This is a genomic window from Halomicrobium zhouii, assembly GCF_900114435.1.
GTDB lineage: Archaea > Halobacteriota > Halobacteria > Halobacteriales > Haloarculaceae > Halomicrobium > Halomicrobium zhouii.
Genome location: NZ_FOZK01000003.1, coordinates 35,310 through 60,410 on the forward strand (window position 1 = coordinate 35,310; position 25,101 = coordinate 60,410).

General features: G+C 67.3%; 30 protein-coding genes, 2 tRNA genes and 1 pseudogene. 27 read left to right on the top strand and 6 right to left on the bottom strand.

Annotation, left to right across the window (positions count from 1 at the left end):
* Positions 1 to 14: 14 nt before the first annotated feature.
* The 4 genes from BM337_RS13835 to BM337_RS13850 all read right to left on the bottom strand — a co-directional run bounded on the left by BM337_RS13835 (position 15) and on the right by BM337_RS13850 (position 3,493).
* Positions 15 to 497 (bottom strand): universal stress protein, encoded by a 483-nt coding sequence (locus BM337_RS13835; RefSeq protein ID WP_089817244.1) that lies wholly within the window; start codon positions 495 to 497, stop codon positions 15 to 17.
* Between the two features lie 33 nt (positions 498 to 530).
* Positions 531 to 1,592, bottom strand: coding sequence for an amidohydrolase family protein (locus BM337_RS13840; RefSeq protein ID WP_394327772.1), 1,062 nt, complete (start codon positions 1,590 to 1,592; stop codon positions 531 to 533).
* Between the two features lie 5 nt (positions 1,593 to 1,597).
* Positions 1,598 to 2,821, bottom strand: coding sequence for an HD domain-containing protein (locus BM337_RS13845; protein WP_089817245.1), 1,224 nt, complete (start codon positions 2,819 to 2,821; stop codon positions 1,598 to 1,600).
* Between the two features lie 120 nt (positions 2,822 to 2,941).
* Entirely contained in the window at positions 2,942 to 3,493 is a 552-nt protein-coding gene (locus BM337_RS13850) for a protein-tyrosine phosphatase family protein (protein ID WP_089817246.1), read from the bottom strand.
* A 159-nt stretch (positions 3,494 to 3,652) separates the two neighbouring features.
* Between BM337_RS13850 and cofD the strand changes: the two genes are divergently transcribed.
* The 5 genes from cofD (at position 3,653) to BM337_RS13875 (ending at position 7,243) form a co-directional block, all read left to right on the top strand.
* The gene (cofD, locus tag BM337_RS13855) at positions 3,653 to 4,645 is read left to right on the top strand and encodes a 2-phospho-L-lactate transferase (protein ID WP_089817247.1); all 993 of its coding nucleotides are present in this window, start codon (positions 3,653 to 3,655) and stop codon (positions 4,643 to 4,645) included.
* A complete protein-coding gene (locus BM337_RS13860) occupies positions 4,642 to 5,403 on the top strand; it encodes a tRNA-dihydrouridine synthase (RefSeq protein WP_089817248.1) in 762 nt (253 codons plus the stop codon). The genes cofD and BM337_RS13860 overlap by 4 nt, the downstream gene beginning before the upstream one ends.
* Complete coding sequence (locus BM337_RS13865) at positions 5,400 to 6,233, top strand: triphosphoribosyl-dephospho-CoA synthase (RefSeq protein ID WP_089817249.1); 834 nt, start codon at positions 5,400 to 5,402, stop codon at positions 6,231 to 6,233. Before BM337_RS13860 ends, BM337_RS13865 begins: the two co-directional genes overlap by 4 nt.
* On the top strand, positions 6,230 to 6,829 hold the full coding sequence (locus BM337_RS13870) for a DUF447 domain-containing protein (protein WP_089817250.1): 600 nt from the start codon (positions 6,230 to 6,232) through the stop codon (positions 6,827 to 6,829). The genes BM337_RS13865 and BM337_RS13870 overlap by 4 nt, the downstream gene beginning before the upstream one ends.
* A gap of 222 nt (positions 6,830 to 7,051) precedes the next feature.
* Complete coding sequence (locus BM337_RS13875) at positions 7,052 to 7,243, top strand: 30S ribosomal protein S17e (RefSeq protein WP_089817251.1); 192 nt, start codon at positions 7,052 to 7,054, stop codon at positions 7,241 to 7,243.
* 75 nt (positions 7,244 to 7,318) lie between these two features.
* Here BM337_RS13875 and BM337_RS13880 read toward each other — a convergent pair whose 3' ends face one another.
* Both BM337_RS13880 and BM337_RS13885 read right to left on the bottom strand, forming a co-directional pair.
* Positions 7,319 to 8,371 carry an Mrp/NBP35 family ATP-binding protein gene (locus BM337_RS13880; RefSeq protein ID WP_089817252.1) on the bottom strand — a complete coding sequence of 351 codons (1,053 nt, stop codon included), beginning with the start codon at positions 8,369 to 8,371 and terminating at the stop codon, positions 7,319 to 7,321.
* An 89-nt stretch (positions 8,372 to 8,460) separates the two neighbouring features.
* Positions 8,461 to 8,745 carry a hypothetical protein gene (locus BM337_RS13885; RefSeq protein WP_089817253.1) on the bottom strand — a complete coding sequence of 95 codons (285 nt, stop codon included), beginning with the start codon at positions 8,743 to 8,745 and terminating at the stop codon, positions 8,461 to 8,463.
* A gap of 177 nt (positions 8,746 to 8,922) precedes the next feature.
* Between BM337_RS13885 and BM337_RS13890 the strand changes: the two genes are divergently transcribed.
* The 22 genes and pseudogenes from BM337_RS13890 to BM337_RS13995 form a co-directional block, all read left to right on the top strand.
* Positions 8,923 to 9,007, top strand: a tRNA-Ser gene (locus BM337_RS13890).
* Positions 9,008 to 9,025: 18 nt separating this feature from the next.
* Entirely contained in the window at positions 9,026 to 9,562 is a 537-nt protein-coding gene (locus tag BM337_RS13895; protein ID WP_089817254.1) for a 30S ribosomal protein S13, read from the top strand.
* Positions 9,562 to 10,083 carry a 30S ribosomal protein S4 gene (locus BM337_RS13900; RefSeq protein WP_089817255.1) on the top strand — a complete coding sequence of 174 codons (522 nt, stop codon included), beginning with the start codon at positions 9,562 to 9,564 and terminating at the stop codon, positions 10,081 to 10,083. Before BM337_RS13895 ends, BM337_RS13900 begins: the two co-directional genes overlap by 1 nt.
* Positions 10,080 to 10,469 (top strand): 30S ribosomal protein S11, encoded by a 390-nt coding sequence (locus BM337_RS13905; protein ID WP_089817256.1) that lies wholly within the window; start codon positions 10,080 to 10,082, stop codon positions 10,467 to 10,469. Before BM337_RS13900 ends, BM337_RS13905 begins: the two co-directional genes overlap by 4 nt.
* A 3-nt stretch (positions 10,470 to 10,472) precedes the next feature.
* Positions 10,473 to 11,219: a DNA-directed RNA polymerase subunit D gene (locus BM337_RS13910; protein WP_089817257.1), complete on the top strand. Its 747-nt coding sequence runs from the start codon at positions 10,473 to 10,475 to the stop codon at positions 11,217 to 11,219.
* 106 nt (positions 11,220 to 11,325) lie between these two features.
* Positions 11,326 to 11,410: transfer RNA gene (locus BM337_RS13915), tRNA-Leu, on the top strand.
* Positions 11,411 to 11,431: 21 nt separating this feature from the next.
* Positions 11,432 to 11,782 (top strand): 50S ribosomal protein L18e, encoded by a 351-nt coding sequence (locus BM337_RS13920; RefSeq protein WP_089817258.1) that lies wholly within the window; start codon positions 11,432 to 11,434, stop codon positions 11,780 to 11,782.
* Complete coding sequence (locus BM337_RS13925) at positions 11,779 to 12,228, top strand: 50S ribosomal protein L13 (protein WP_089817259.1); 450 nt, start codon at positions 11,779 to 11,781, stop codon at positions 12,226 to 12,228. The genes BM337_RS13920 and BM337_RS13925 overlap by 4 nt, the downstream gene beginning before the upstream one ends.
* Positions 12,222 to 12,620 carry a 30S ribosomal protein S9 gene (locus BM337_RS13930; RefSeq protein WP_089817260.1) on the top strand — a complete coding sequence of 133 codons (399 nt, stop codon included), beginning with the start codon at positions 12,222 to 12,224 and terminating at the stop codon, positions 12,618 to 12,620. Before BM337_RS13925 ends, BM337_RS13930 begins: the two co-directional genes overlap by 7 nt.
* 11 nt (positions 12,621 to 12,631) lie before the next feature.
* A complete protein-coding gene (locus tag BM337_RS13935; protein WP_089817261.1) occupies positions 12,632 to 12,832 on the top strand; it encodes a DNA-directed RNA polymerase subunit N in 201 nt (66 codons plus the stop codon).
* A complete protein-coding gene (locus tag BM337_RS13940) occupies positions 12,829 to 13,008 on the top strand; it encodes a DNA-directed RNA polymerase subunit K (protein WP_089817262.1) in 180 nt (59 codons plus the stop codon). The genes BM337_RS13935 and BM337_RS13940 overlap by 4 nt, the downstream gene beginning before the upstream one ends.
* Positions 13,005 to 14,210: a phosphopyruvate hydratase gene (gene eno, locus BM337_RS13945; protein WP_089817263.1), complete on the top strand. Its 1,206-nt coding sequence runs from the start codon at positions 13,005 to 13,007 to the stop codon at positions 14,208 to 14,210. The genes BM337_RS13940 and eno overlap by 4 nt, the downstream gene beginning before the upstream one ends.
* Positions 14,207 to 15,016 carry a 30S ribosomal protein S2 gene (gene rpsB / locus BM337_RS13950; protein ID WP_089817264.1) on the top strand — a complete coding sequence of 270 codons (810 nt, stop codon included), beginning with the start codon at positions 14,207 to 14,209 and terminating at the stop codon, positions 15,014 to 15,016. The genes eno and rpsB overlap by 4 nt, the downstream gene beginning before the upstream one ends.
* Before the next feature lie 225 nt (positions 15,017 to 15,241).
* On the top strand, positions 15,242 to 15,631 hold the full coding sequence (locus BM337_RS13955) for a DUF5518 domain-containing protein (RefSeq protein WP_089817265.1): 390 nt from the start codon (positions 15,242 to 15,244) through the stop codon (positions 15,629 to 15,631).
* Positions 15,632 to 16,033, top strand: a complete 402-nt coding sequence (locus BM337_RS13960; protein ID WP_089817266.1) for a DUF5518 domain-containing protein — start codon at positions 15,632 to 15,634, stop codon at positions 16,031 to 16,033.
* A 172-nt stretch (positions 16,034 to 16,205) separates the two neighbouring features.
* Positions 16,206 to 17,189 (top strand): mevalonate kinase, encoded by a 984-nt coding sequence (mvk, locus tag BM337_RS13965; protein ID WP_089817267.1) that lies wholly within the window; start codon positions 16,206 to 16,208, stop codon positions 17,187 to 17,189.
* Positions 17,186 to 17,959: an isopentenyl phosphate kinase gene (locus BM337_RS13970; protein WP_089817268.1), complete on the top strand. Its 774-nt coding sequence runs from the start codon at positions 17,186 to 17,188 to the stop codon at positions 17,957 to 17,959. The genes mvk and BM337_RS13970 overlap by 4 nt, the downstream gene beginning before the upstream one ends.
* A 52-nt stretch (positions 17,960 to 18,011) precedes the next feature.
* Positions 18,012 to 19,319, top strand: coding sequence for a midas domain-containing protein (locus tag BM337_RS13975; protein WP_143117724.1), 1,308 nt, complete (start codon positions 18,012 to 18,014; stop codon positions 19,317 to 19,319).
* Between the two features lie 350 nt (positions 19,320 to 19,669).
* A complete protein-coding gene (locus BM337_RS13980; protein ID WP_089817270.1) occupies positions 19,670 to 21,016 on the top strand; it encodes a ribonuclease J in 1,347 nt (448 codons plus the stop codon).
* Position 21,017: 1 nt separating this feature from the next.
* Positions 21,018 to 22,058 carry a geranylfarnesyl diphosphate synthase gene (idsA3, locus tag BM337_RS13985; RefSeq protein ID WP_089817271.1) on the top strand — a complete coding sequence of 347 codons (1,041 nt, stop codon included), beginning with the start codon at positions 21,018 to 21,020 and terminating at the stop codon, positions 22,056 to 22,058.
* 448 nt (positions 22,059 to 22,506) lie between these two features.
* Positions 22,507 to 24,237 (top strand): glutamate--tRNA ligase, encoded by a 1,731-nt coding sequence (locus BM337_RS13990; protein WP_089817272.1) that lies wholly within the window; start codon positions 22,507 to 22,509, stop codon positions 24,235 to 24,237.
* Positions 24,219 to 25,031: pseudogene (locus BM337_RS13995) on the top strand (alpha/beta fold hydrolase); the annotation flags it as partial. The gene BM337_RS13990 and the pseudogene BM337_RS13995, both read left to right, overlap by 19 nt.
* Positions 25,032 to 25,101: the final 70 nt, after the last annotated feature.

The following is a 25,101-nucleotide window of genomic DNA, read 5'->3' on the forward strand; positions in this document are numbered from 1 at the left end:
CCCGCACTAGGCGCTCAGTGCTCGACTTCCTGAACTGACGGCTCTCCGGCCGATTTTGGCTCCGTCTCCGCGTCGACGCGGACGGTAACGACGGGCACCGACGACCGGCGGACGACGTGCTCGGCGACGCTGCCCAGCAACAGGCGGTTCAGTCCGCCGCGGCCGTGGGTCCCCATCACGACGACGTCACAGTCGGCCTCGTCGGCGCAATCGACGATCTGTGCCGCGGGCGCGCCCTCGGTGATCGTCTGGTCAACGTCGACGCCCTCGGGCATGCGACGCTGTGCTTCCTCCACGGCCGCCTCCCCCTCTTCCTGCATCAGCCCGTGGATGCCGTCGAGCGACGCGTCCATCGGCATCGTCGTCAGGCTCGCCGTGTCGACGACGTAGAGCGCGTGGACCGACGCGTCGTGGATCCGGGCGAGTTCGCCCGCGTGGTCTATCACCCGCGTCATGCCCGCGGAGCCGTCCGTCGGGAGCAGTATGCGGTCGTACATCGTCCTATGCTAACAAGTTTCGTAGGGGAGCGGTTAAGCGTTGTCGGGGGTGACGACGCGTTCCACGTCCGAGACGCCGGCGCGACGGACGACCGCGCGGACGACTTCGCGCGCGCCGGCGAGGTTGTGGGAGTCGCCGTCGAGCACGAGCAGGCGGGCGTCCCGTCCCTCCTCGACGAGGCCGCAGTTCAGGCCCGCCATTTCTGCCCCGTTGACGGTCGCCATCCGCAGGACTTCGGCGGCAGGGACGTCGGCGACCTTCGCGGTGAACTCCATCTCGCGGAACATCGACGGGCTGTTGAGGAAGACGTTGTCCGTCCCCAGCGCCACCGTCGTCCGTTCGGCGAGTTCGGCGATGGGTGGCATCCCGACCCCGGTCACGAGGTTCGAACGCGGGCAGACGGCGACCGGGATCTCGCTGTCCGCGACGCGGTCGAGGTGGACGTCGTCGGCGTACACCATGTGGACCAGGAAGTCCGGGTCCAGGTCCAGCGCGGGGTTGATGTCCGACGGGTCGACCTCGCCAGCGTGGATGCCGAACAGTTTCCCCGCTTCAGCAGTCGCCTTGCGCTCTCGGCCGAACTCGGCGTCGTTCGCGCCGCTGGCGCCGAAGCCGTCGCTGGCCTCCATCGCATCGACGGTCTCGCGTCCGAGGACGACTGCCGCCAGGTTCGACCCGGAGAGGGCGTCCTCGATAGCCCGGACGCCGTCGACGCCGCCCTCGCGGAACTCGACGAACGCGCCCGTCCCGGATTGCTCCATGAACGCGAACGACCGTTCCATCGCCGCGACAAGTTCCTCGTGGCTCGCCTCCCGGAGCAGCCGGTGCTTGAGGCCGTCCGGCGGCGCCACGAGTTCTTCGAGTGAGAGCCCGCCGCCGGCTTCCTTCGCGATGGAGTCACCGACGTGGGTGTGTGCGTTGACGAACGCCGGCAGAATGATCTGATCACTATCGACGTCGGCAGCCTCGACGGCCGTGATCTCGCCGTCCTCGACGACGACGCGTCCCTCGATCGGTTCGAACGACCGACCGCGCAGGATCGTGCCTTCGAGTTCCAGTACTTCGCCTTCGGAGTCCATACTCGAGTGTTCCATTGCAGTCAGTTGAACTCGTCGAGAGTCGCGTGGATGCCGGGCCTGACGTCTCGCACGCGAGCGCCGTCGAGTTCCAGCCCGAGCACGCGGATCGCCGCGTCACCGACCCGGTCGGCGACGTCCGGCGGCGCGTACACCCCGAGACGCCACTGGTCGTGCTGGGCGGCCCGGAGCGCGCTCACGAGCGTCGACTGTTCCGCGAGCGGGCGGACCTGTCCGTTGACGACGACGCGGCTCGTCGACTCCGTCATCGACGGTTCGTCCGGGACGTCGAGGACGACGTGTTCGGGGTCGACGTTGGCCGCGTCCGCCACCTCACGCTCCAGCGACCGCACGCGCTCGTGGTCGCTTTCGAGCAGCGGGTCCGGGACGGCGTCCATCTCGGCCCAGACGGAGCGCTTGTAGAGGGTTCGCCGGCTCAGTCGGCCGGCGAGTTCGGCCGTCGCCTGGCAGTCCCGGAGCGCGACGAGGAGGTCGCTGTCGTCCCAGCGGCGGAGTTCCGATGCGTCGGTCCGGGTCTCGGCGAGCAACCGCTCCGTCGCCCGTCGCAGCATCGATTTCGCGATGCGCGCGACGTGGTGCTGGTAGACAGTGGGGTTCATCAGCGCGCGTGCGAGCAGGAGCGACTCGGCCGTCTGGACGTTCCCCTCGTCGAGGACCAGGTCACCGTCGACGAAGCGGAGTTCACGCACCAGCCGCTCGTGGTCGATGGTCCCGTAAGGAACGCCGGTGTGGTGAGCGTCCCGGACCAGGTAGTCCATCCGGTCGACGTCGAGTTCCCCGGAGACCAGCTGGCCGAGCTCGCCCTCGCCCGCGACCAGGCCGGCGACGCTGTCGGGGTTGAGGCCGTGCTCGGAGAGGACGCGGGCGACGTCGCCCGTCCCGAGCAGTTCGTCGACGTCGTCGTGGTACAGCCCCGTCTCGCGGTAGACGAGCTCCTCGATGTTGTGACTGTACGGCGAGTGGCCGACGTCGTGGAGGATGGCCGCCGCGCGGACGCGTTCGGCCTGCTGTCCCTCGATGCCCAGGTGTGAGAGCGCCTGGTCGGCGAGGTAGTACACCCCCAGCGAGTGCTCGAAGCGCGTGTGATTGGCCGACGGATAGACGAGTGTCACCGTCCCCAGTTGCTTGACGTGGCGTAACCGCTGGACGGGTGCCGTATCGAGCAGCGCCTCCGCGACCCCATCGAGTTCGATGTGGTCGTGCACGCTGTCCTTTATCGTGGTCATGGCTGCTCCTTGGCGCCGTCTCGCTTTAAAATGCGTTCCTCGATGGGCCCGTGACAACTGGCCCCCTGACCGCCCGGCCCCCTGGCTGCCCGGCCCCCTGACCGCCCCATACCACCCGAATCAGGCGAAGTGTGCGAGCAGTTCGTACAGTTCACCGCGGCGCGCGTTGCCCCTCTCCTCGGCCTCCGCGGGCGAGCGCCCCATCTCCTCGACCGTCTCGATGGCGTCGACTGGGTCGTAGTCCCGGCCGTGGACGAGCCACGCGGCGAGGACGTGGCCCGTCCGACCGATGCCGGCGAGACAGTGGACCACCACTCGCTCGTCGTTCGCGACGGCGTCGTCGAGGAAGGGAAACAACTCTGTCTCTAGCGTCTTCGCATCGGCGAGGTGGTGGTCCGGGATCGGGACGTGCCGGACGTTCTCCGGACCGAACGCTCGCTCGTATCGCCCCTGGTCCGCGTCGGTGCTATCGAGTTGATCGCCCGAGAGGAGATAGCACACCCGGTCGATGCCCCGTTCGAGCATGAAGTCGGCCCACTCGTCGACGGCGTCGTCGTGGTCCACCGTCGAGTGCCAGCCGGGGCAACAGGCGCCATAGACGTGTTCCTCTTCGGGAGCCGCCGGTGCGAACCGGTGGACGTCGGTGGGGGACCCGTTTCGTGCGTCGGGCATTAGGGCGAAAGTCTCCCCCGACTGACTTGAAGGTAACACCGCAGTTCTCAAGCGTGACAACTGGGGCTGGACGGTGGGGGCAGCCGACCATGGCAGCCGACCGTGGCAGCCGACCGATTGTGTAACGTTTTATCACGACGCTACCCCCTACGTCGCTCTATGGTGACGTTCCTCTCCGGTGGCACGGGGACCCCCAAGCTACTCGCTGGCGCCGCCCCGGTCTTCCCGCCCGCCGAGACGACGGTCGTCGGCAACACCGGCGACGACGTCGAACTCGCGGGCCACCTCGTCTGTCCGGATCTCGACACCGTCCTCTTTCTCGACGGCGACGTCCTCGACCGCGACCTGTGGTGGGGAATCGCGGACGACACCGCTGCGACGCACGACGAACTCCACCGACTGGCCGAGGAAGCCGACCTCGAATCCGGCCCACGGTATCTGCCAGACGACGTCCAGACCGCCGGTCGCTCAATCTCGCGTTGGCGCCGATTCTCCGGCGTTGCGGAGTTCATGCACATCGGCGACCGCGACCGCGCCGTCCACCTCACTCGAACCGGACTGCTCGACGAGGGCCACACGCTCACCGAGGCCACTCAGGTCATCGCCGACGCCTTCGGTCTCGAACGGACGCTCCTCCCGATGTCGGACGACCCCGTCGCGACTATCGTCCACACGCCGGACGGCCCTCAGCACTTCCAGGAGTGGTGGGTCGCCCGCGGCGGCGAGCCCGGCGTCGAGCGCGTCGAGTTCCGCGGCGCCGACGAGGCCCGGCCGACCGACGCCGTGCTGACCGCACTCGACGACCCGGTCGTCGTCGGTCCGTCGAATCCCGTCACGAGTATCGGGCCGATGCTTGCGCTGCCGGAGTTCGAGGAGCGTCTTCAGCAAACGCCCGTCGTCGCAGTCTCCCCGTTCGTGGCGGACGAGGTGTTCTCCGGTCCGGCCGCGGACCTCATGGCCGCGACGGGACGCGAACCCAGCACGGCCGGCGTCGCCGAAGCGTATCCCTTTGCGGACGCGTTCGTCCTCGACGACGCCGACGACACGGACCTGGACCGACCCGTCGTCAGGACCGACACGGCGATGGACGACGCCGCCGACGCCGAGCGCGTCGCGCGAGCGGTCGCGGACGCGCTGGAGGTGGCCTCGTGAGTTCACGACCTCTCTTCGAGCCCCGCGTCGCCGCCGCCAGCCTGAGTGGCGCGTCAGACGCGGAGTGGGCCCGCGCCGCCGCCGAGTACGTCGGCTGTGCGTTCCTCGGCGGGGTCGCCCTGGACGAGCCGACTCGTCGGGCGGCCAGGCAGCTGGTCGACCGCGACCGCGAGGAGTTCCTCCCGGCCGACCCACACCACTTCGTCAACTCGCAGCTCCGGGCCCTCGACGACGTGCCGATTCGGCCGGCGGTGAACGTGCGCAGTTCGACGCTGGTTCCGCTGGAGGACGCGGCCGACCTCTGTCGCGACCACGACGCGATCCTGGAGATAAACGCCCACTGTCGGCAGGAGGAAATGTGCGACGCACGTGCGGGCGAAGCGTTGCTCCACCAGCCGGGTCGGCTGTGCAAGCAGGTCGAGGCCGCCACGGCGACCGGCGCCACGGTCGGCGTCAAGGTGCGCGCCGAGGTCGACGGGGTCGATCTGCCGGCGCTGGCCGCGGACCTCGACGCGGTTGGCGCCGACCTGATTCACGTCGACGCGATGGACTCCGAGCCAGTCGTGGCCGACGTCGCCGATGCGGTGGACGCCTTCGTCGTCGCCAACAACGAGGTCCGGGACGAGCCGTCGGTGCGGGAGTATCTGGAATACGGTGCCGACGCCGTCAGCGTCGGCCGCCCGAGCGACGACCCGCGAGTCCTCCAGCGCGTCCGCGAGGCGACCGACGCGTGGTTCCGGGAGGAGGCTTCGCCGTGAGATCTCTCGCCCAGAACGCCGAGCTGGCGCTCCTGCTGGAGGTGACGAGCACGCCGAAACCCGGAAACGTCGACCGGCGTCACGAGTACGACGACCTACGATTCGAGCACTTCCTCGCCGGTGCGGTCGGGGCCCGGCCCGGGCTGGACGTCGCCGCCGACGGTGGCCCGGTCGGCCGGGCGTTCGAACGATCCGTCGAGGGAATGGCCGAGCAGAAGGGCGGCAACACCCAGTTCGGAGCGCTGTTGCTGGTCACGCCGCTCGTCGCGACTGCGGCATCGGGAGCGCTGACTCCCGAGCGGGCCAGCGATGTCGTCTCGGGAACGACCGTCGAGGACGCGGCGGAGTTCTACCGGGCGTTCGAGCACGTCGACGTCGCGGTGGACGACCCGCCCGAGGACCTGGACGCGCTGGACGTCCGACGGGGGAGCGACGCTATTCCCGAACTCGAAGCTCGGGACCTCACGCTCGCGGACGTGATGGGACTCAGTGCGGACGTCGACGGCGTCGCGGCCGAGTGGGTCGATGGATTCTCCCGGTGTTTCGAGGCGGCCGCCGCGATAGAACGACGCGACGGGCCAGTCCCGGACCGCGCGGCACACGTCTTCCTCGAATTGCTCGCCGACGAGGTCGACACGTTCGTCGTGACCCGCAACGACCGCGAGACGGCCGAAGAAGTCACGCGGCGGGCCCAGGCAGTGCTCGACGGCGAGGAGGACGCCGCCGACCTGGCCGACGAGTTCGTGGAACGCGACGTCAACCCGGGGACGACGGCCGACATAATCGCCGCGGCCCTCTTCGTCGCGCTGGAACGGGGGCTCCAGGTGTGACAGAGTTCGACGGGGACGCTGAGTGGCCCGTCGACCTCCGCGGCGTCACCGAGTCGGTCGTGACGACACTCGGGCCCAACGATCGGTGGAACGTCGCCGCGCTGGGTCTTCACGCCCCCGACGGTGACGCCGGATCTGTGACGGCGAAGACGTGGGGCCGGACTCGCACCTGGCGCAACTTCCGCGAACGCGGTGAGGGATACGTCCAGTTCGTTTCCGACCCCGTCGACTTCGTCGAGGCAGCGATGACCGTTCGGGAAGAGGACGACCCAGTGCTCGCGAGCGCGGACGCGTGGGCTCGCGTGGACGTGTCCCGGCGGGACGAGGGGACCGACGGAGAGACGCAGTGGGTCGAGTGGGAACTCCGCCCGTTCGAGTCCGCCGTCGAGCGGGAGTCAGTGCCGACGATAAACCGGGGGTTCAACGCCGTGATAGAGGCGACCGTGGCGGCTTCACGGCTGGACGTCCCCACCTACGACACCGCGGCGTTGCTCGAACGACTCGCACACCTGGAGTCGGTCGTCGAAACCTGCGGCGGCGAGCGGGAGCGGGCAGCGTTCGCGGTGCTCACAGACCACGTCGACGCCGAGTGGTGACGTCTGCAGTGGCGACTGTGTCTGCAGTGGCGACTGTGTATGGGTTTGGGGCGAACAGGCGACGATGTTCGGTACTCCGCAGTGGTGTGTCGCGCTATCGCTGGCCACTGCGGAGCGATTCTCAGCTCACGTCGCGTGCTGGCCCCGTCTTCCGTGATAAACGTCCGCACTCGGCCAGTCCGATTCGAATCCTTTTAGGGGCCAACGAGGAAACTCTCCCACATGGCAATCAAACCGGCGTACGTCAAGAAGACGGCCAAGATCCTGATGGAGCGATACCCCGACGCCTTCGGCGACGACTTCGAGCACAACAAGGACGTCGTCACGGAGCTGACGAACATCGAGTCCAAGGGCGTTCGCAACCGCATCGCGGGCTACGTCACCAGCAAGCAGGGCGCGACGGTCGAAGCGTAAGTTCTGTCTTCTCGCAGTTCGCTCGTTCGTACGAATCTCGGCGAGTGGTGACTCTCTCGGTCGATCTGACCGCGGCTACTGTTCGACTTTGGCGCGGTCTGAGTGACGCTTTCGGTGGACGATGCCCTGGTTGTTCGCCGTCCGGTAGACGAACTGGCGGAACGCCTCGCCGGTCTCGCTGTCCTCCTCGAGGACCATCGGTTTCCCGTTGTCGCCCTCCCTGACCGACGGATCGAGGGGAATCTCGCCGAGGAACGGCATCTCCGTCTCCTCGGCGAAGTCGCGGCCGCCGCCGCTGCCGAAGATGTCGTGGTCGGACCCGCAGTCCGGGCAGTGGAAGGTGGACATGTTCTCGACGACCCCGAGCACGGGGGTGTCGTGACGACCGAACATCTGGAGTCCCTTCCGGGCGTCGTCGAGGGCGACGTCCTGAGGCGTCGTGACGATGGCAGCGCCGGAGACGGGGACGCTCTGGAGCAAGGTGAGTTGCGTGTCGCCCGTGCCCGGCGGGAGGTCGACGATCATGTAGTCGAGACTGCCCCAGATGACGTCCTCCCAGAGCTGGGTGAGGACGCTGTGGACCATCGGGCCGCGCCAGATGACCGGGTCGTCCTCGCCCAGCAGGAAGTCCATGCTCATGAGCTTCATTCCGTACTTCTCGGGCGGGACGATCTCGTCGTCCTCCGTGGCCTTCGGGTGTTCGTCGGCGTCGAGCATCCGGGGGACGTTGGGGCCGTAGATGTCACCGTCGAAGAGGCCGACGCGGGCCCCCATCTGGGAGAGTCCCGCGGCGAGGTTGACGGCGAGGGTGCTCTTGCCGACCCCGCCTTTCCCGGAGGCGACGGCGATGATGTTCTTGACGCCCGGGAGGACCTGGTCCTCGGGGTCGACGCCGCGGTCGACGGTCGCAGTGAGGTTGATCTGTTTCCCCGTGTCGTCGAGCGCTTGCCGCACGTCGGCGGCGATGGCGCTCTCGGTGGGAGAGTAGGGCGCGCCCAGCGCGAGGTCGATGTCGATGGAATCGTCCCCTATTTCAACCTCGTTGACCAGACCGAGAGAGACGATGTCGTCCCCGAGGTCAGGATCGTCGACCACGCGCAGGCGCTCGCGTACGTCCGCTTCGTTCATGGAGTAGGGTAGGTAGTCGGCCGGCGAAAAGGATTGTGACGTGCGTACGACGACTTCGATGGGGTCACGTGTCGATGGTTCGATGCCGCTCAGGGTCGACGGAAGGTGTAGACGACCGCCCGAGAGTCAGCGTCGAACTCGACGTCGACGGAACCGGCGTCGTGGTCGAAGGCGATCGTGTCGGCGGGCCCGTCGAACTCGTGGAGCGGCATCCCAGCGTCGACGCTGCCGTCCGGTTCAACGGCGAAGTGCGCGGTGGCACCGAATTCGGCGACGAGCGTCCCGTCGTCCCGTTCCGTGACGGCGTCGGCGAACTGTTCGAGCGCTTCGGCGAGTGCCGCTCTGTCTGTGGGATCGACCACGGTGGGCGCCATACCCGACCCTTGTCTCCCCGCGTGCAAGTGGTTCACGCCCGATCGGGCGTTTCGTTGCGTTTAAATACGGGGGCCTTGGAGTTACTGACACAACTCGTGTAGGGGCGTCGGGTCCCGAGTCCGTACGAGCGGGCGCGAGTACAACCGACTGTGTGTCCGTTGGACGCACGCCGAAGTGTCGTGGTAGCCAAGCCTGGCCCAAGGCGCAGGGTTGCTAACTCTGTGGCGTACAGCCTCCGGGGTTCGAATCCCCGCCACGACGCTCACAACACAACAACACATGAGTGCAGAAGAACCCGAGAACACGGAAGAGGAAGCGGATGAGGAGGAGGACATCCGCTACTTCGTCCGTATCGGACAGACGGACCTCGACGGCACGAAGAGTGTCGAGCGAGCCCTCACAGACATGAACGGCATCGGGCGACGTGCCGCGCGGATCATCTCCGAGAAGTCGGGGATCGACCGCCAGGCCACGCTCGGCCGGCTCGAGGACGACGAGGTCGACACGATCGTCGACCTCGTGCAGGGCTACGCTGACGAGGTCCCGGAATGGCTCGCTAACCACCAGAACGACTTCTACACCGGTGAGACGACCCACGAGGTCGGTAACGACCTGCAGATGCAGCGTCGCCAGGACATCAACCGGATGCAGATGATCGACTCCTACAAGGGCGTTCGCCACCAGCGCGGCCAGAAGGTCCGCGGGCAGCGCACCAAGTCCACCGGTCGTACGGAGGGTACCATCGGCGTCAACGTCGAGGCCATCAAAGAGGACATGGCCGAGGAAGAAGCAGCAGGCGAGGAGGGTGACGAATAATGGCGCTCGGTAGCAACACCAAGTTCTACGAGACGCCGAACCACCCCTACCAGGGCGAGCGCATCGCCGACGAGTCCAACCTCGTCGGCCGCTACGGCCTGAAGAACAAGGAAGAGCTCTGGCGCGCCCAGTCCGAGCTTCGTGGCTACCGCCGCGAGGCCCGGAAGCTCCTGGGTCGTGCCGAGGGCGAGGGCGCAGCGGACGAGGCCGACGAGTTCCTGGCCCGTCTCCAGCGCTACGGCGTTCTCGACGAACAGGACGCGCTCGACGACGTCCTGTCGCTCGACGTGACTGACGTCCTGGAGCGCCGTCTCCAGACCGTCGCGTACCGCAAGGGTCTGGGCAACACGCCCGACCAGGCGCGACAGTTCATCACGCACGGCCACATTACGGTCGGCGACGCCCGCGTCACGCGACCGGGAAAGACGGTCGAAGTCGACGAGGAAGGTGAACTCGGCTTCGACGAAAACAGCTCGCTGGCGGACGAACTGCACCCCGCCCGGGCGGAGGACCAAGAATGAGCGAATCCCAGGACGACAAGTGGGGCATCGCCCACGTGTACGCATCGTTCAACAACACCATCATCACCATCACGGACCAGACGGGCGCCGAGACGCTGGCCAAGTCCAGCGGCGGGACGGTCGTCAAGCAGAACCGTGACGAGGCGTCGCCGTACGCGGCGATGCAGATGGCCGAGGTCGTGGCCGAGGAGGCCAAGGCCCAGAACGTCGAGGGCGTGCACGTTCGCGTGCGTGGCCCCGGTGGGAACCAGCAGAAGTCCCCCGGCCCTGGTGCACAGGCGACGATCCGGGCGCTGGCACGCGCCGGCCTCGAGATCGGCCGCATCGAGGACGTGACCCCGATCCCCCACGACGGGACCCGCGGTCCCAAGAACGCAGGATTCTGACCTATGGCTGGAGAATACGAAGTCGAGTTCGTCGAACGCACCGACCGCGAGGCCCGGTTCCTCGTGCGCGGCATCACGCCCGCGTTCGCTAACGGAATCCGCCGGGCGATGGTCGCTGACGTGCCGACGTTCAGCGTCGACACCGTCCGCGTCATCGAGAACTCGAGTGTCATGTTTGACGAACAGATCGGCCTTCGGCTGGGACTCGTCCCGCTGACGACCGATCTCGGCGACTTCGAGGTCGGCGACGAGGTCACGCTGTCCATCGACGTCGAGGGGCCGGAGACGGCCTACTCGGGTGACCTGGTCACCAGCGACGACTACGTCCAGCCGGCCGACGAAAACGTCCCGATCATCGACCTGAAAGACGGCCAGCGCCTCGAAGTCGAGGCCGACGCCGTCCTCGATCGCGGCCGCGAACACGCCAAGCATCAGGGCGGCGTCGCGGTCGGCTACCGGCACCTCCAGCAGGTGGAGGTCGTCGGCGACAAGGGCGAGTTCGAGGACGAGGAACCCCACATCTTGCGAGGCGTTATCGAGGACGACGGTGAGTTGATCCTCACCGACGAGTTCGGCAACGACCTCACGAACCGCTATCCAGGGAAGGAACTGGAAGTCACCGACGTCGAGAACGCGTTCGTGTTCCACGTCGAGACTGACGGCTCTTTCACCGTGGACGAACTGACCCTCCGCGCCGTCGAGTCGATTCGCGACCGCGCGGACGAACTGCGCGAAGCAGTCCAGCTGTAAGCGAGAATGACCCCTGCCCCCACCGCACCGATGACCGCGACGCCCCACGGCTCTAGCGTGAGGACCGAAAGCGGTTTTAGGGGGCATCCAGAACGAACTACTACGCGCAGGGATAGCCAAGTCTGGCCAACGGCGCAGCGTTCAGGGCGCTGTCCCGTAGGGGTCCGCAGGTTCAAATCCTGCTCCCTGCACTTTTCCACAGGAGGAACGTCATGAGCAAGACCAATCCGAGACTCAGTAGTCTCATCGCCGACCTGAAGTCGGCCGCCCGCAGTCAGGGCGGCGACGTCTGGGGCGACATCGCACAGCGGCTCGAAAAGCCGCGGCGAACCCACGCGGAAGTCAACCTGGGGCGCATCGAGCGCTACGCCCGGGAGGACGAGACCGTGGTCGTGCCGGGCAAGGTGCTCGGCTCCGGCGTCCTGCAGAAGGACGTCACCGTCGCAGCCGTCGACTTCTCCGGGACCGCCGAGCAGAAGATCGACCAGGTCGGAGATGCCGTATCACTCGAACAGGCAATCGAAAACAACCCCGAAGGCTCGCAGGTACGGGTGATCCGATGAGCGTCGCCGAATTCGACGCCGACCTCGTCGTCGACGCCCGCGACTGCATCTTCGGTCGCGTCGCCTCGAACGTCGCCCAGCGCGCGCTCGACGGAGACCGCGTCGCCGTGGTCAACGCCGAGCAGGCCGTCATCACGGGCAGCGAGGACGACGTCGTCGCGAAGTTCCAGAAGCGACGGGAGATCGGCTCTGACCGCGGACCGTACTACCCGAAGCGACCGGACGGCATCTTCAAGCGGTCCATCCGCGGCATGGTGCCACACAAGAAACCCCGCGGCCGCGAGGCCTTCGAGAACGTCCGCGTCTACGTCGGCAACCCCTACGAGGGCGACGACGACCACGAGGCGGAGGTTCTCGAGGACACCTCGCTCGACCGACTGTCGAACATCAAGTTCGTCTCGCTGGGAGACGTCAGCGAATCTATCGGAGCGAACGTAACATGGTAACGAACACCTCTGGCAAGAAGAAGACGGCCATCGCCCGCGCGACGATCAGCGACGGCGAGGGCCGCGTACGCGTCGACTCCCGGCCGGTCGAACTGGTCGAGCCGGAGCTGGCACAGCTCAAGATGCTCGAACCGTTCCGCATCGCGGACGACGAGCTTCGAGAGACGGTCGACGTCGACGTCGACGTCGAGGGCGGCGGCGTGATGGGGCAGGCCGACGCGGCCCGCACCGCCATCGCACGCGCCCTCGTCGACCACACGAACGACGCCGAACTCCGCGACGCGTTCATGGAGTTCGACCGTTCGCTGCTGGTCAACGACGTTCGCCAGTCCGAATCCAAGAAGTGGGGCGGCCCCGGCGCGCGGGCCCGCTACCAGAAATCCTACCGCTAAGGTGATATGATATGATGGTACCGGTCCGGTGTTTCACGTGCGGCAACGTCGTCGGCGAGCACTGGGAAGAATTCAAGGCACGCACCCGCGAGGCCGAGGACCCGGAGGACCCCGAGATGGTCCTCGACGAACTCGGCGTCGAACGCCACTGCTGTCGCCGGATGCTCGTCTCGCACAAGGACCTGGTCGACATCGTGGCACCGTATCAATGATGGCGCAGGAAAATCGCTACGAGAAGGCGCGGATTATCGGGGCACGAGCGCTGCAGGTCGCCTACGGTGCGCCCGTCCTCATCGACTCCGACCAGACCCAGCCGATCCTCATCGCGGCCGAGGAGTACGACGCTGGCGTCCTGCCCTTCACCGTCCGACGAGGCGAGAACCAATGACGCTGATCACCGACGTCCGACTCCGGCGCGTCCTCGACTCCCGCGGCAACGCGACCGTCGAGGCCGACGTGCTGACGGAGTCGGGCGGCTTCGGACGCGGCAAGGCCCCGAGCGGCGCGAGCACCGGCGAGTACGAGGCCATCGAACTGCCGGCCAGCGAGGCCATCGCCAACGCCCGCGAGGACGCGATCCCGCGGCTCGTCGGTGAGGTCCACGCCGGCAACCAGCGCGACGTCGACGCGGCGCTCCACGCCGCCGACGGCACGGACGACTTCTCCGGCATCGGCGCCAACAGCGCCGTCGCCATCTCGGTGGCCGCTGCGAAGGCGGGCGCCGACGTCCTCGGCGCGCCGCTGTTCCAGCACCTCGGCGGGACGTTCCGGGGCAACGAGCTCCCGACCCCGCTGGGCAACGTCGTCGGGGGCGGCGAGCACGCCGCCGACGCGACGCACATCCAGGAGTTCCTCTCGGCGCCCATCGGGGCCCCGAGCGTCTCCGAGGCGATCTTCGCCAACGCCGCGGTCCACCAGGAGGTCCACGACATTCTGGGAGAGCGTGGCATCGCCGCCGGCAAGGGCGACGAGGGCGCCTGGGCGCCGTCCATCGACGACGCCGAGGCCTTCGAAATCGTCGACGAGGCCGTCGAGAGTGTCGCGGACGACGTCGGCTTCGCCATCCAGTTCGGCCTGGACGTCGCCGGCGCCGAACTGTACGACGAAGACGAGGACGGCTACGTCTACGGTGACGAGGTCCGTTCCACCGAGGAACAGATCGACTACATCGCCGACCTCGTCGAGGAGTACGACCTCGTCTACGTCGAGGACCCCCTCGACGAGAACGACTACGAGGCGTTCGCGGAACTGACCGAGCGCGTCGGCGACCAGACGCTGGTCTGCGGGGACGACCTGTTCGTCACGAACGTCGAACGGCTCTCCCAGGGCATCCAGCAGGGTGCGGGCAACAGCATCCTCATCAAGCCCAACCAGATCGGCACGCTGACCGACACGGTCGACGCCATCGAACTCGCCGTGGAGAACGGCTACGAACCGGTCGTCTCTCACCGGTCGGGCGAGACCGAGGACACGACCATCGCACACCTCGCCACCGCGACCGCGGCCCCGTTCATCAAGACGGGCGCGGTCGGGGGCGAGCGCACCGCCAAGCTGAACGAACTGATCCGAATCGAGGACAACGCTGTATGAGCGGCAACGAAAACGAGGGTCTCGACGCGTCAGAACCCGACGACGAATCGGCCGACGCGGCCGACGAGGAGGTCGTCGAGGAGACGCCGGACGCCGAGGAGACCCCAGACACCGAGGAAGCGCCCGCCGACGCCGAGGCCGACGAGGCCGACGCCGAGGCCGAACAAGAGATCGAGGAGCCCGAGTCAGGCCCCAGCCTGGACGAGGACGTCATGCCCGACGAAGAGGCGGACCTCCTCATCCCCGTCGAGGAGTACCTCGGCGCCGGGGTCCACATCGGGACCCAGCAGAAGACCAAGGACATGGAGCGGTTCATCCACCGCGTCCGGACCGACGGTCTCTACGTGCTGGACGTCTCGATGACGGACCAGCGAATCCGCACCGCAGCGGACTTCCTGGCCAACTACCAGCCCGAACAGATTCTGGTCGCCTCCTCGCGCCAGTACGGTCGGTTCCCGGCCGAGAAGTTCGCCGAGTCCGTGGGCGCCCGCGCCCGCACCGGTCGCTTCATCCCGGGCACGCTGACCAACCCCGACTACGACGGCTACATCGAACCGGACGTCGTGGTCGTCACCGACCCCATCGGTGACTCCCAGGCCGTCAAGGAGGCCATCACGGTTGGCATCCCGGTCATCGCGATGTGCGACTCCAACAACACGACGTCGAACGTCGACCTCGTGGTCCCGACGAACAACAAGGGTCGCAAGGCCCTCTCCGTCGTCTACTGGTTGCTCGCCAACGAGACCCTCGACCGCCGCGGCTCCGACACCGTCTACGGCCTCGAGGACTTCGAGAGCGACCTCTAATTCGCGCGCCACTTCGTCACTTTTCGCCGTCCGCTTCCGCCGACCGGCTGGTACGTCCGTCTCGGCGTCTCGACGAGCCACCGCGTTCCGGCCGTTCACTGACCCGTCGCTCACCGACGAGTCACTGGAACGTCGATCGGAACGATCCGACACGTGGTCGAAGCCGAGCGAGGAGCCGCTGTTGAGGGAGGAACGCATTTCTGCCTGCCACGGCAACAATACACCATGGAAGAAGGCGCGACGCTCGTCAACGCCGTCGTCGGTGCCGTCGTCTCCGTCGTGGGGAGTATGGTCGTCCCGATAGCGCCGCTCCTCGGCGGCGCCGTCGCGGGCTATCTCGAGGGTGGCACGCGCTCGGACGGGATTCGAGTCGGATTCATCTCGGGCCTCATCGCCGTCGTTCCCGGGGCGCTCCTGGGCCTGCTCGTCTTCGGAATCTTCGGGTCGCTCCTGCTTGGGATGGGTCCCGGAATGGACGGTATCGGCCTGGGACTGTTCAGTTTCACCTTCGTCGCCGTCTTCGTACTCGCTGTCACCGCCGTCATGGTGGGTCTCAGCACGCTCGGCGGCTGGGTCGGTAACTACGTCAAGTACGACACGGACCTCGACCTGTGAATGAACCGCGATAGCGCGCTCGTGGCCGTCGGCGTCGGCGCGGCTATCACCGTCGCCTTCTCGTTCGTCCCGTTCTCGTCGGTGCTCGGCGGTGCCGCGGCCGCGTCGCGTCGCAACGGGGGCTACCTGTGGGGACTCGGCGTCGGAACCGCCGCCGGCGTCGCCGCCGCGATCCCGCTGGACCTCCTCTTCGCGGCCGCGTTCGCCGTCGTCGAGTGGCTCGGCTTCGGCGTCCCGCCGTCCTCGCCGGCGTACGACCTCTATCTGGCCATCGTCGCGCTACTGTTCCTGCTGTACACGGTCGGTCTGAGCGCACTCGGTGGTCTCGTCGGCGTCTGGATACGCGCGAACACGACCTGGGACCTCGACCCGGTGGCGCGGGTCGCGGAATATGGTCGGTAACGCTCGCTTTGCTCCCCGTTCGCTCAGACGACGACCCTTCCCTTCGGCCAGGCTCGTCCGCGGCTCACGGCTCACTGCGTTCGCCGTTCGCTCGTTCGTCGGGCCGCTCCCTTCGGTCGCGCCCCGACCTGCACCCGAAAACGCCTAACCCCCTCGCAACACAGGAGCGCCCATGGTAACAGCGAGCGCTCCCGCCAAGGTGTATCTGTTCGGGGAGCACGCGGTCGTCTACGGGGAACCGGCGGTGCCCTGCGCAATCGAGCGTCGGGCGCAGGTGACCGTCGAGGAACGCGAGGAAGGGGTCCGCGTCAACCTGCAGGACCTCACCATCGACGGCTTCACGGTCGAGTACGACAGTTCGGACGACGACAGGCCTGACGTCGACGTCTCGGACTCGCTCGTGGACGCGGGCATGGGCTACGTGAACGAGGCCATCGAACAGGCCAGGGAGGCCGCTGGCGCGCCGGAGGCGGGCTTCGATATCACCGTCGAGGGCGACATTCCGCTCGGGGCGGGGCTGGGCTCGTCTGCGGCCGTCGCCGTGGCCGCTATCAGGGCCGCGACGGCGGAACTCGGCGTCGAACTGGATGCCCGGGAGGTCGCCGCAAGGGCGTACCAGGTCGAACACGCCGTCCAGCAGGGCGAGGCCTCCCGTGCGGATACGTTCTGCTCGGCGATGGGCGGCGCCGTTCGCGTCGAGGGAGACGATTGCCGGACTATCGACGGCGTCGACAACCTCCCGCTCGTCGTGGGATACGACGGCGGCGCCGGAGACACGGGCGCGCTCGTGGCCGGGGTCCGAGACGTCAAAGACCGTTACGACTTCGCTGCGGACACCGTCACCGCCATCGGCGACCTCGTCCGGCAGGGCGAACGCGCACTCGTCGAGGGTGACGTCGAGGAAGTCGGCCGGTTGATGAACTTCAATCACGGGTTGCTCTCCGCGCTGGGGGTCTCCTCGCGCTCGCTCGACAGCATGGTCTGGGCCGCTCGCGACGCAGACGCGCTCGGGGCGAAACTGACGGGCGCGGGCGGCGGTGGCTGCATCGTCGCCCTCGACGAGAGCGAGGACGCTCTAACCGCGCTGAGCTACACGCCTGGCTGCGAAGACGCGTTCAGAGCCGAACTCGATACGGAAGGGGTCCGGATCGAATGACTGGACCGAGTGCCGGCCGGTCCTCCGAGAACGAGACACTCGTCGTCAAACTCGGCGGGAGCGTCGTCACGGAGAAGACGGAACGGGAGACCGTCGACGTCGACGCCCTCGCGGACGCCGCGCGCGCCCTCGCCGCGTTCGACGGGTCTCTGGTCGTCGTCCACGGCGGTGGGAGCTTCGGGCACCACCACGCGGCGGAACACGGAGTAAGTACGGACGAGGGAACCGGGAACGCTGGCGACGCACTGGCCATCCACGGCGCGATGGTCGAGCTGAACCGGGTCGTGGTGGACGCGCTCCAGGACGAAGACGTCCCGGCGTTGCCAGTCCACCCGCTCTCGGCCGCGTCCAGGGACAGCGACGGCGACCTCTCGCTCCCGACTGCGCAGATAACGGGCATGCTCGACGAGGGGTTCGTCCCGGTGCTCCACGGCGACGGCGTCGTCCACGCCGGCGAGGGCGTCACCGTCCTCTCGGGGGACGAACTCGTCGTCGAACTCGCTCCAGCAGTGGGGGCAACCCGGGTGGGCGTCTGTTCGACCGTCCCCGGCGTGCTTGACGGTGAGGACGCCGTCGTCGACCGGATCGGGTCCTTCGACGAGGTCGCCGACGTCCTCGGTGCGAGTGACGCGACGGACGTCACCGGGGGGATGGCGGGGAAGGTCCGCGCCCTCCTGGAGCTGGGGGTCCCGGCCCAGATTTTCGCTCCCGACGCCCTGGACGCCTTCGTCGCCGGCGAGTCGCCGGGAACGACCATCGAGACACGGTAAGTCGGTCGAGCGGGCGTAACATATTTGACCGACGTTGGTGATTGTCACAGACATGGTAGCTGTAGGGCTCCCCGGCGTGTTCACGTACGGGGCCAAATTTCTGGGATACCTCGTCGCCGTCGTCGTGGCGGCCGGCGTTCTCGTCGCCGCCGGTGTGGCGCTGGCGGCGACTGCCGGCCTGAATCTGGCGGCTCCGTCACTCGGGTCTCTCGCGACGGGAAGCGCCATCGCGGGTGCGGTACTCGCACTGCTCGGTGTCGTCGTCGGCCTCTCGGGGCTGTTCGGCCTCGTGCACAAACTGCTCGCGGACGCGGTGGCCGTCGCCGTCGCGTCGAGTGCAGCGTCGACGGCGTCGACCAGCGAGGACGCGACCAGCGAGGACGCGGCCGACGAGAACGATACCGACGAGGAAACGGCGACCGGCGAGGACGCGGAATCCATCGACGCTGACCAGCCCGCGGTCGCCGCGGATGCCGAAGAGACGCCCCTCGACGGCGGAGACAGTACCGGGACTGTCGCCGATGATCCGGCGACGGACCGACCCGTCGACGACGGCGTCGCTGGAAATCGCCCGGCTGCAGAGTCGAACGCTCCTGCAGCGCCCGGTGCACAGCCTGGTATCGACGAACCGTCTACCGCTGACGATTCGGGCCAGCAGCCCGCTGACGACGCTGTGTCGTCCCCGTCGCGCGCGGACGTCGAGAGCCACCCTCACGCCGACGATTTCGTCGACGAGTCCTCCCCCTCCGGTGACTGGACTGACTCGAAGTACGCGACCGGGACTCGTCAGGAGGGGATTCCGGCGGAGCAAGCGGCGTCCGCCGACACCGCGGCCGGTGACGACGGCGTCTCTACTGGTGAGGGTTCTACCGGTGTCGAAGACCAGGACCGCGCCGAGTGGACGCCGCCAGACCCGGCAGAGTTCGAACAGTCGACAGACGAGACGCCGGCCGACGGAACGGCGCACACGCCAGAGGACGAAACCGCAGTCGCCGACGTCGAGTCCCAGCCCGAAGACGAGGTCAGAACGTGGGACGACGTCCAGAGCGCTTCCGACGGGAACGGCATCGAGACGGAACGGGAGACGACGGACGTCGGCCAGACCGAACCCGCCGCCAGTGAGCCGACGGACGCTGTCGACCTCCCGGACGACGACGGCTCTGACGGTCTATTCGCGCAGGACGAACCCAACGTTGCCGAACCGGAGCCGGACGAAACCGGCGACGACGACGGTGCGACTCCTGCAGTCGACGAAGATGACGAAGACGACGACCTGACCCTCGCCGACGAGGGCGTGTCGTCGTTCGAAGTCGATGGCGACGACGACCCGCTCGGAGATCGGCTCTCGGGCGGCGACTGAACCACGCGACGGTTCGCTGTTTTCCGGATCTGTCCCGTCGAATCTGGCCGCTCCTGGCCGGTGGAAATTTCCGTCGCCGGAACCACCAGCGTTTTTATCACCCGCCCACGTAGCCCTTCGTAACCGAGCGCACGGCCGTCCGTGGATGCGGGAGACGGCCGGCGGACGACGGACGCTTCCGTCACGGGGATCACCGGATCCCCGGCCCAAGCGAACGACTCGGGGGCTACGGGTCGACCCGGACGGCCTCCGAGTTCGGTGGACGCGTCGCGTGCAACGCGCACCGACCCGTCCACTGTCGTAGCGTCGGACTCCCCCGCAGGCGGACGGCTTCCCTCGGACCTACAACCATGGAAGTCGAAATCGCGACAATCGGCGGTTACGAAGAGGTCGGCCGACAGATGACGGCAGTCCGTGCCGGAGACGACGTGGTCGTCTTCGACATGGGCCTGAACCTCTCGAAGGTACTGATTCACGACAACGTCGAGACCGAGCGGATGCACTCGCTCGACCTCATCGACATGGGCGCCATCCCGGACGACCGCGTCATGTCCGAACTGGAGGGCGACGTCAAGGCCATCGTGCCGACCCACGGTCACCTCGACCACATCGGCGCCATCTCCAAGCTGGCACACCGCTACGACGCGCCCATCGTCGCCACGCCGTTCACCATCGAACTCGTCAAACAGCAGATCAAGGGCGAGGAGAAGTTCGGCGTCCAGAACGACCTCCAGAAGATGTCCGCCGGCGAGACGATGCAGATCGGCGAGCGGACGGAACTGGAGTTCGTCAACGTCACGCACTCGATCATCGACGCGATCAACCCCGTACTCCACACGCCCGAGGGCGCGGTCGTCTACGGCCTGGACAAGCGCATGGACCACACGCCGGTCATCGGCGACCCTATCGACATGAAGCGCTTCCGCGAGATCGGTCGCGAGGGCGAAGGCGTCCTCTGTTACATCGAGGACTGTACCAACGCCGGCCGGAAGGGCCGCACCCCCTCCGAGTCCGTCGCCCGTCGCCACCTCAAGGACGTCATGACGAGCGTCGAGGACTACGACGGCGGTATCGTCGCTACCACGTTCTCCTCCCACATCGCCCGCGTGAAGTCCCTCGTCGAGTTCGCCGACGACATCGGCCGCCAGCCGGTGCTGCTCGGCCGCTCGATGGAGAAGTACTCCGGCACCGCCGAGCGACTCGACTTCGTCGAGTTCCCGGAGGACCTGGGCATGTACGGCCACCGCAAGTCCGTCGACCGGACGTTCAAGCGGATCATGAACGACGGGAAGGAGAACTTCCTGCCCATCGTCACCGGCCACCAGGGCGAACCGCGCGCCATGCTCACCCGGATGGGCCGTGGCGAGACGCCGTACGAACTCGAGAACGGCGACAAGGTCATCTTCTCCGCCCGGGTCATCCCGGAGCCCACGAACGAGGGCCAGCGCTACCAGTCCGAGAAACTGCTCGGCATGCAGGGCGCGCGTATCTACGACGACATCCACGTCTCCGGGCACCTCCGCGAGGAGGGCCACTACGAGATGATCGACGCGCTCCAGCCACAGAACATCATCCCGGCCCACCAGGACATGAAAGGGTTCGCGCCGTACGTGGACCTCTGTTCCAGCCAGGGCTACGAACTCGGCCGTGACCTCCACGTGACCCAGAACGGGAACATGATCAAGCTCACCGAGTAGGATGACAGAACTTCAACAGCAGGTCGAAGACGCCATCGTCGCCCGTCGCGAGCGGGTCAACGACGCGATACCGGAGGAGCTCCCGGTCACGCGACCGGAGAAGCTCTACGAAGCGGCGCGCTACCTGCTGGACGCGGGTGGGAAGCGGCTCCGACCGACGATGTTCCTGCTCGTCGCCGAGGCGCTGGCCGATGTCGAACCACTCTCCGAGGACTACCGCTCGTTCCCGACGCTGGACGGGGACGACGTGGACGTGATGGCCGCGGCCGTCGCCGTCGAGACCATCCAGTCGTTCACGCTGATCCACGACGACATCATGGACGACGACGACCTGCGCCGGGGCGTTCCGTCTGTCCACCGCGAGTACGACCTCTCGACGGCCATCCTCGCCGGCGACACGCTGTACTCGAAGGCCTTCGAGAACATCCTGGAGACCGGGGCGGAGGCCGAACGCTCCGTAGCTGCGGTCTCGGAACTCGCCTCTTCGTGTACCAAGATCTGCGAGGGCCAGTCCTTCGACATCGCGTTCGAACAGGCCGACGAGGTGACGACCGAGGAGTACCTGGAGATGGTCGAACTGAAGACCGCCGTGTTGTACGGCGCTTCGGCGGCCATCCCTGCAATGTTGCTCGGCGCCGACGACGAGACGGTCGAGGCGGTCCACGGCTACGGCCTCGACGTCGGCCGCGCGTTCCAGATCCAGGACGACCTGCTCGACCTGACGACGCCCTCTGAGAAACTCGGCAAGCAGCGCGGCTCCGACCTCGTCGAGAACAAGCAGACGATCATCACACTCCACGCGCGCCAGCAGGGCGTCGACGTGGACTCGCTGGTCGACGCCGACTCCGTCGAGACGGTCTCGGAGGAGGCAGTCGAGGCCGCCGTCGGAGAGCTCGAGGACGCAGGCAGCATCGAATTCGCCCGCGAGACGGCTCACGACCTCATCGACAGCGGGAAGGGGCGGCTGAAAGTGCTCCCCGACAACGAATCGCGACGGCTGCTCGAAGGTATCGCGGACTACCTGGTCGAGCGCGAGTACTGAATCACCCGGTCGTTCCGTTCTCTCCCGTTTTCTGCGGGTCCGTCGTGTTCGTCAGTGGTCACGCTGGCTTCGTCAGGCAGCGTCCGTACCCGTTGCGAGCGAGATCACTCACCCCTGCGTCGATGGAGGGTCGATGTCGTCAGCGGTGGTCGATCCGCTCTCACGTGCGTCCAGCAGGGTGGCCCAGGGTGGGAAGGCCACCGCCGGACGCATCCTAACAGACACGCTGCGACGAGATAAACGGGGGACGTCGTTGCATCAGTTCACTGCGTTCGTTTCGTTTCTCCACTACAGTTTCGACTGTTTCACGGACGGCTCGGCGACCGTTTCGATCGTTACGGGGATGCTAAGGCCGTTCACGGCCGTCGGTTTCCGGAGATTTGACGGATCGTTCGACCCGCGTCGGAACCCGAACCCGTTTTCACTCCGGCAGGCGACGGTTCCGCTAATGGACGACGATCTCAAAGACCGCGTGCGCGAAGCCGCCGAGGCCGACGCGCTCCTCAACGCGGTCAAACACGACAGCGAGGCGCAGGTCGGGGCGATCATGGGGCCGCTGATGGGCCAGAACCCCGAGTTCCGCGAGCACGGCGACCAGATTCCGGGGATCGTCGCGCCCGTCATCGAACGCGTCAACGGGATGTCCGCCGAGGAACGCCGCGACCGCCTCGCCGAACTCGCACCCGAACGTCTCGAAGAACTCGAGAGCGAGGACGAGGGCGAGGACCACCCGCTCCCCGACCTCCCGGACGTCGAGGCGTACGACGAGATCAAGATGCGCGTCGCCCCGAACCCGAACGGTCCGTGGCACGTCGGCCACGCCCGGATGCCGGCGGTCATCGGCACCTACGCCGAGTGCTACGACGGTTCGTTCGTCTGTCGATTCGACGACACCGACCCGGAGACCAAGCGGCCGGACCTCGACGCCTACGACCAGATCCTCGACGCCATCGACTACCTCGGCTTCGAACCGAGCGAGGTCATCAAGGCGAGCGACCGCGTCGAGACGTATTACGAGCACGCGCGGGAACTTATCGAACTCGGCGGCGCGTACACGTGTTCCTGTTCGGGCGAGACCTTCTCCGATCTGAAGAACTCGGCCGAGCCCTGTCCCCACCGGGACAAGGACCAGGAGACGATCCGCGAGGAGTTCGAGGCCATGGTCGATGGCGAGTACAGCTCCGGCGAGATGGTGCTCAGGGTGAAGACCGACATCGAGCACAAGAACCCGGCGCTACGGGACTGGGTCGCCTTCCGGATGATCGACACGCCCCACCCGCGCGAGGAAGCCAGCGACTACCGCTGCTGGCCGATGCTCGACTTCCAGAGCGGCGTCGACGACCACCTCACTGGCGTCACCCACATCATCCGTGGCATCGACTTGCAGGACTCGGCCAAGCGCCAGGGGTTCGTCTACGACTACTTCGACTGGGAGTACCCCGAGGTCATGCACTGGGGCCACGTCCAGATCGACGCCTACGACGTGCCGATGTCGACCTCTTCCATCATCGAACTGATAGAGGCCGGCGACCTGACGGGCTGGGACGACCCGCGCGCGCCCACCATCGCCAGCCTCCGTCGGCGTGGCATCCGCGGCGAGGCCATCGTCGACGCGATGGTCGAACTCGGCACCTCCACGTCGAACGTCGACCTGGCGATGTCATCCATCTACGCGAACAACCGGGAGCTCGTCGACGACGGCGCTCCGCGGGCGTTCTTCGTCCGTGACGACCCCGACTCCGGTGGCCTCGTCGAACGGCAGGTCGTCGGCGGTCCCGACGTCGCCGAACCGCCGGTCCACCCGGACCACGAGAACCGTGGCACTCGCGAAATTCCGGTTTCGGGTGCTGTCGTGCTGGAGGGCGACGACCTGCCGGCTCACGACGAGCGCGTCTGGCTGAAAGGGTTCGGTTGCGTCCGCCACACCCGCGACGCCCTGGAGTTCACCGGCGACGACATCGACGTCGTCCGCGACGGTGACGTCGACGTCGTCCACTGGGCACCGGCCGACGGCCCCCGACTTCGGCTCAGGACGATGGAGGGGGACGTCGACGGCGTGGCCGAACCCGGAATCGTCGACGCGGACGTCGACGACGTGGTCCAGTTCGTCCGGATCGGTTTCGCACGGCTCGACGACCTCGAGAGCGACCCCGCCGTCGCCTACTACGCACATCCCTGATCCCACAGATGAGTCCGCCACCAGACGAAATCACGGTTCATCGTGACCTCCCGTTCCACGAGACGCCAGAGCGGACGCTCCACGTCGACCTGTTCGAGCCCGTCGAATCGGGACCAAGTCCGACGATACTGTTCGTCCACGGCGGCGCGTTCGTGGAGGGAGACAAGGACCAGCTAGAGCGGTACGCGCGCGAGTTCGCCGGACGCGGGTACGTCACCGCCACGTGCCAGTATCGGCTGGCCGACGAGGCGACGTTCCCGGCGGCGCTCGTCGACGTGAAGGCCGCCATCGAGTGGCTCCGGTCGGAGGGCGAGGGCCACGGCGTGGACGGACGTCGAATCGGTGCCGTGGGCTGGTCGGCAGGCGCCAACCTGGCGTCGCTGGCCGCGGTGACGGCGGACGAACCGGGCTTCGAGCCGGAGGTGTACCCCGGCGTCTCCTCTGAGCTCCAGGCCGTCGTCGGCTACGCCGGCGTCTACGACTTCGAGTGGTGGGACGACGACCCGGAACCCCATCTGAACTATCTCGGTGGGGCTCGCGAGGAGCGGCCGACGGCCTACGATCTCGCCTCGCCGGTCGGGCAGGCCACCTTCGAGACGCCCCCGACGCTCCTGGTTCACGGAACCGAGGACGACGTGCTCCCGATCGAACAGGCCGACCTGTTCTACCGGGACCTCGATTCGGTCACTGAGGCGCGCTTCGAACCACTCGAGGACGCTGGCCACGGCTTTCCGACGGACGCCTTCGACGAGACCGTCGAACTCACCGCCGAGTTCCTGGGCGCGCACCTCTGACGGCGCCAGGGCTGTGACCGACGCTACGACGATGGCGACCGACACTGTGACCGATGCCACGACGACCAGC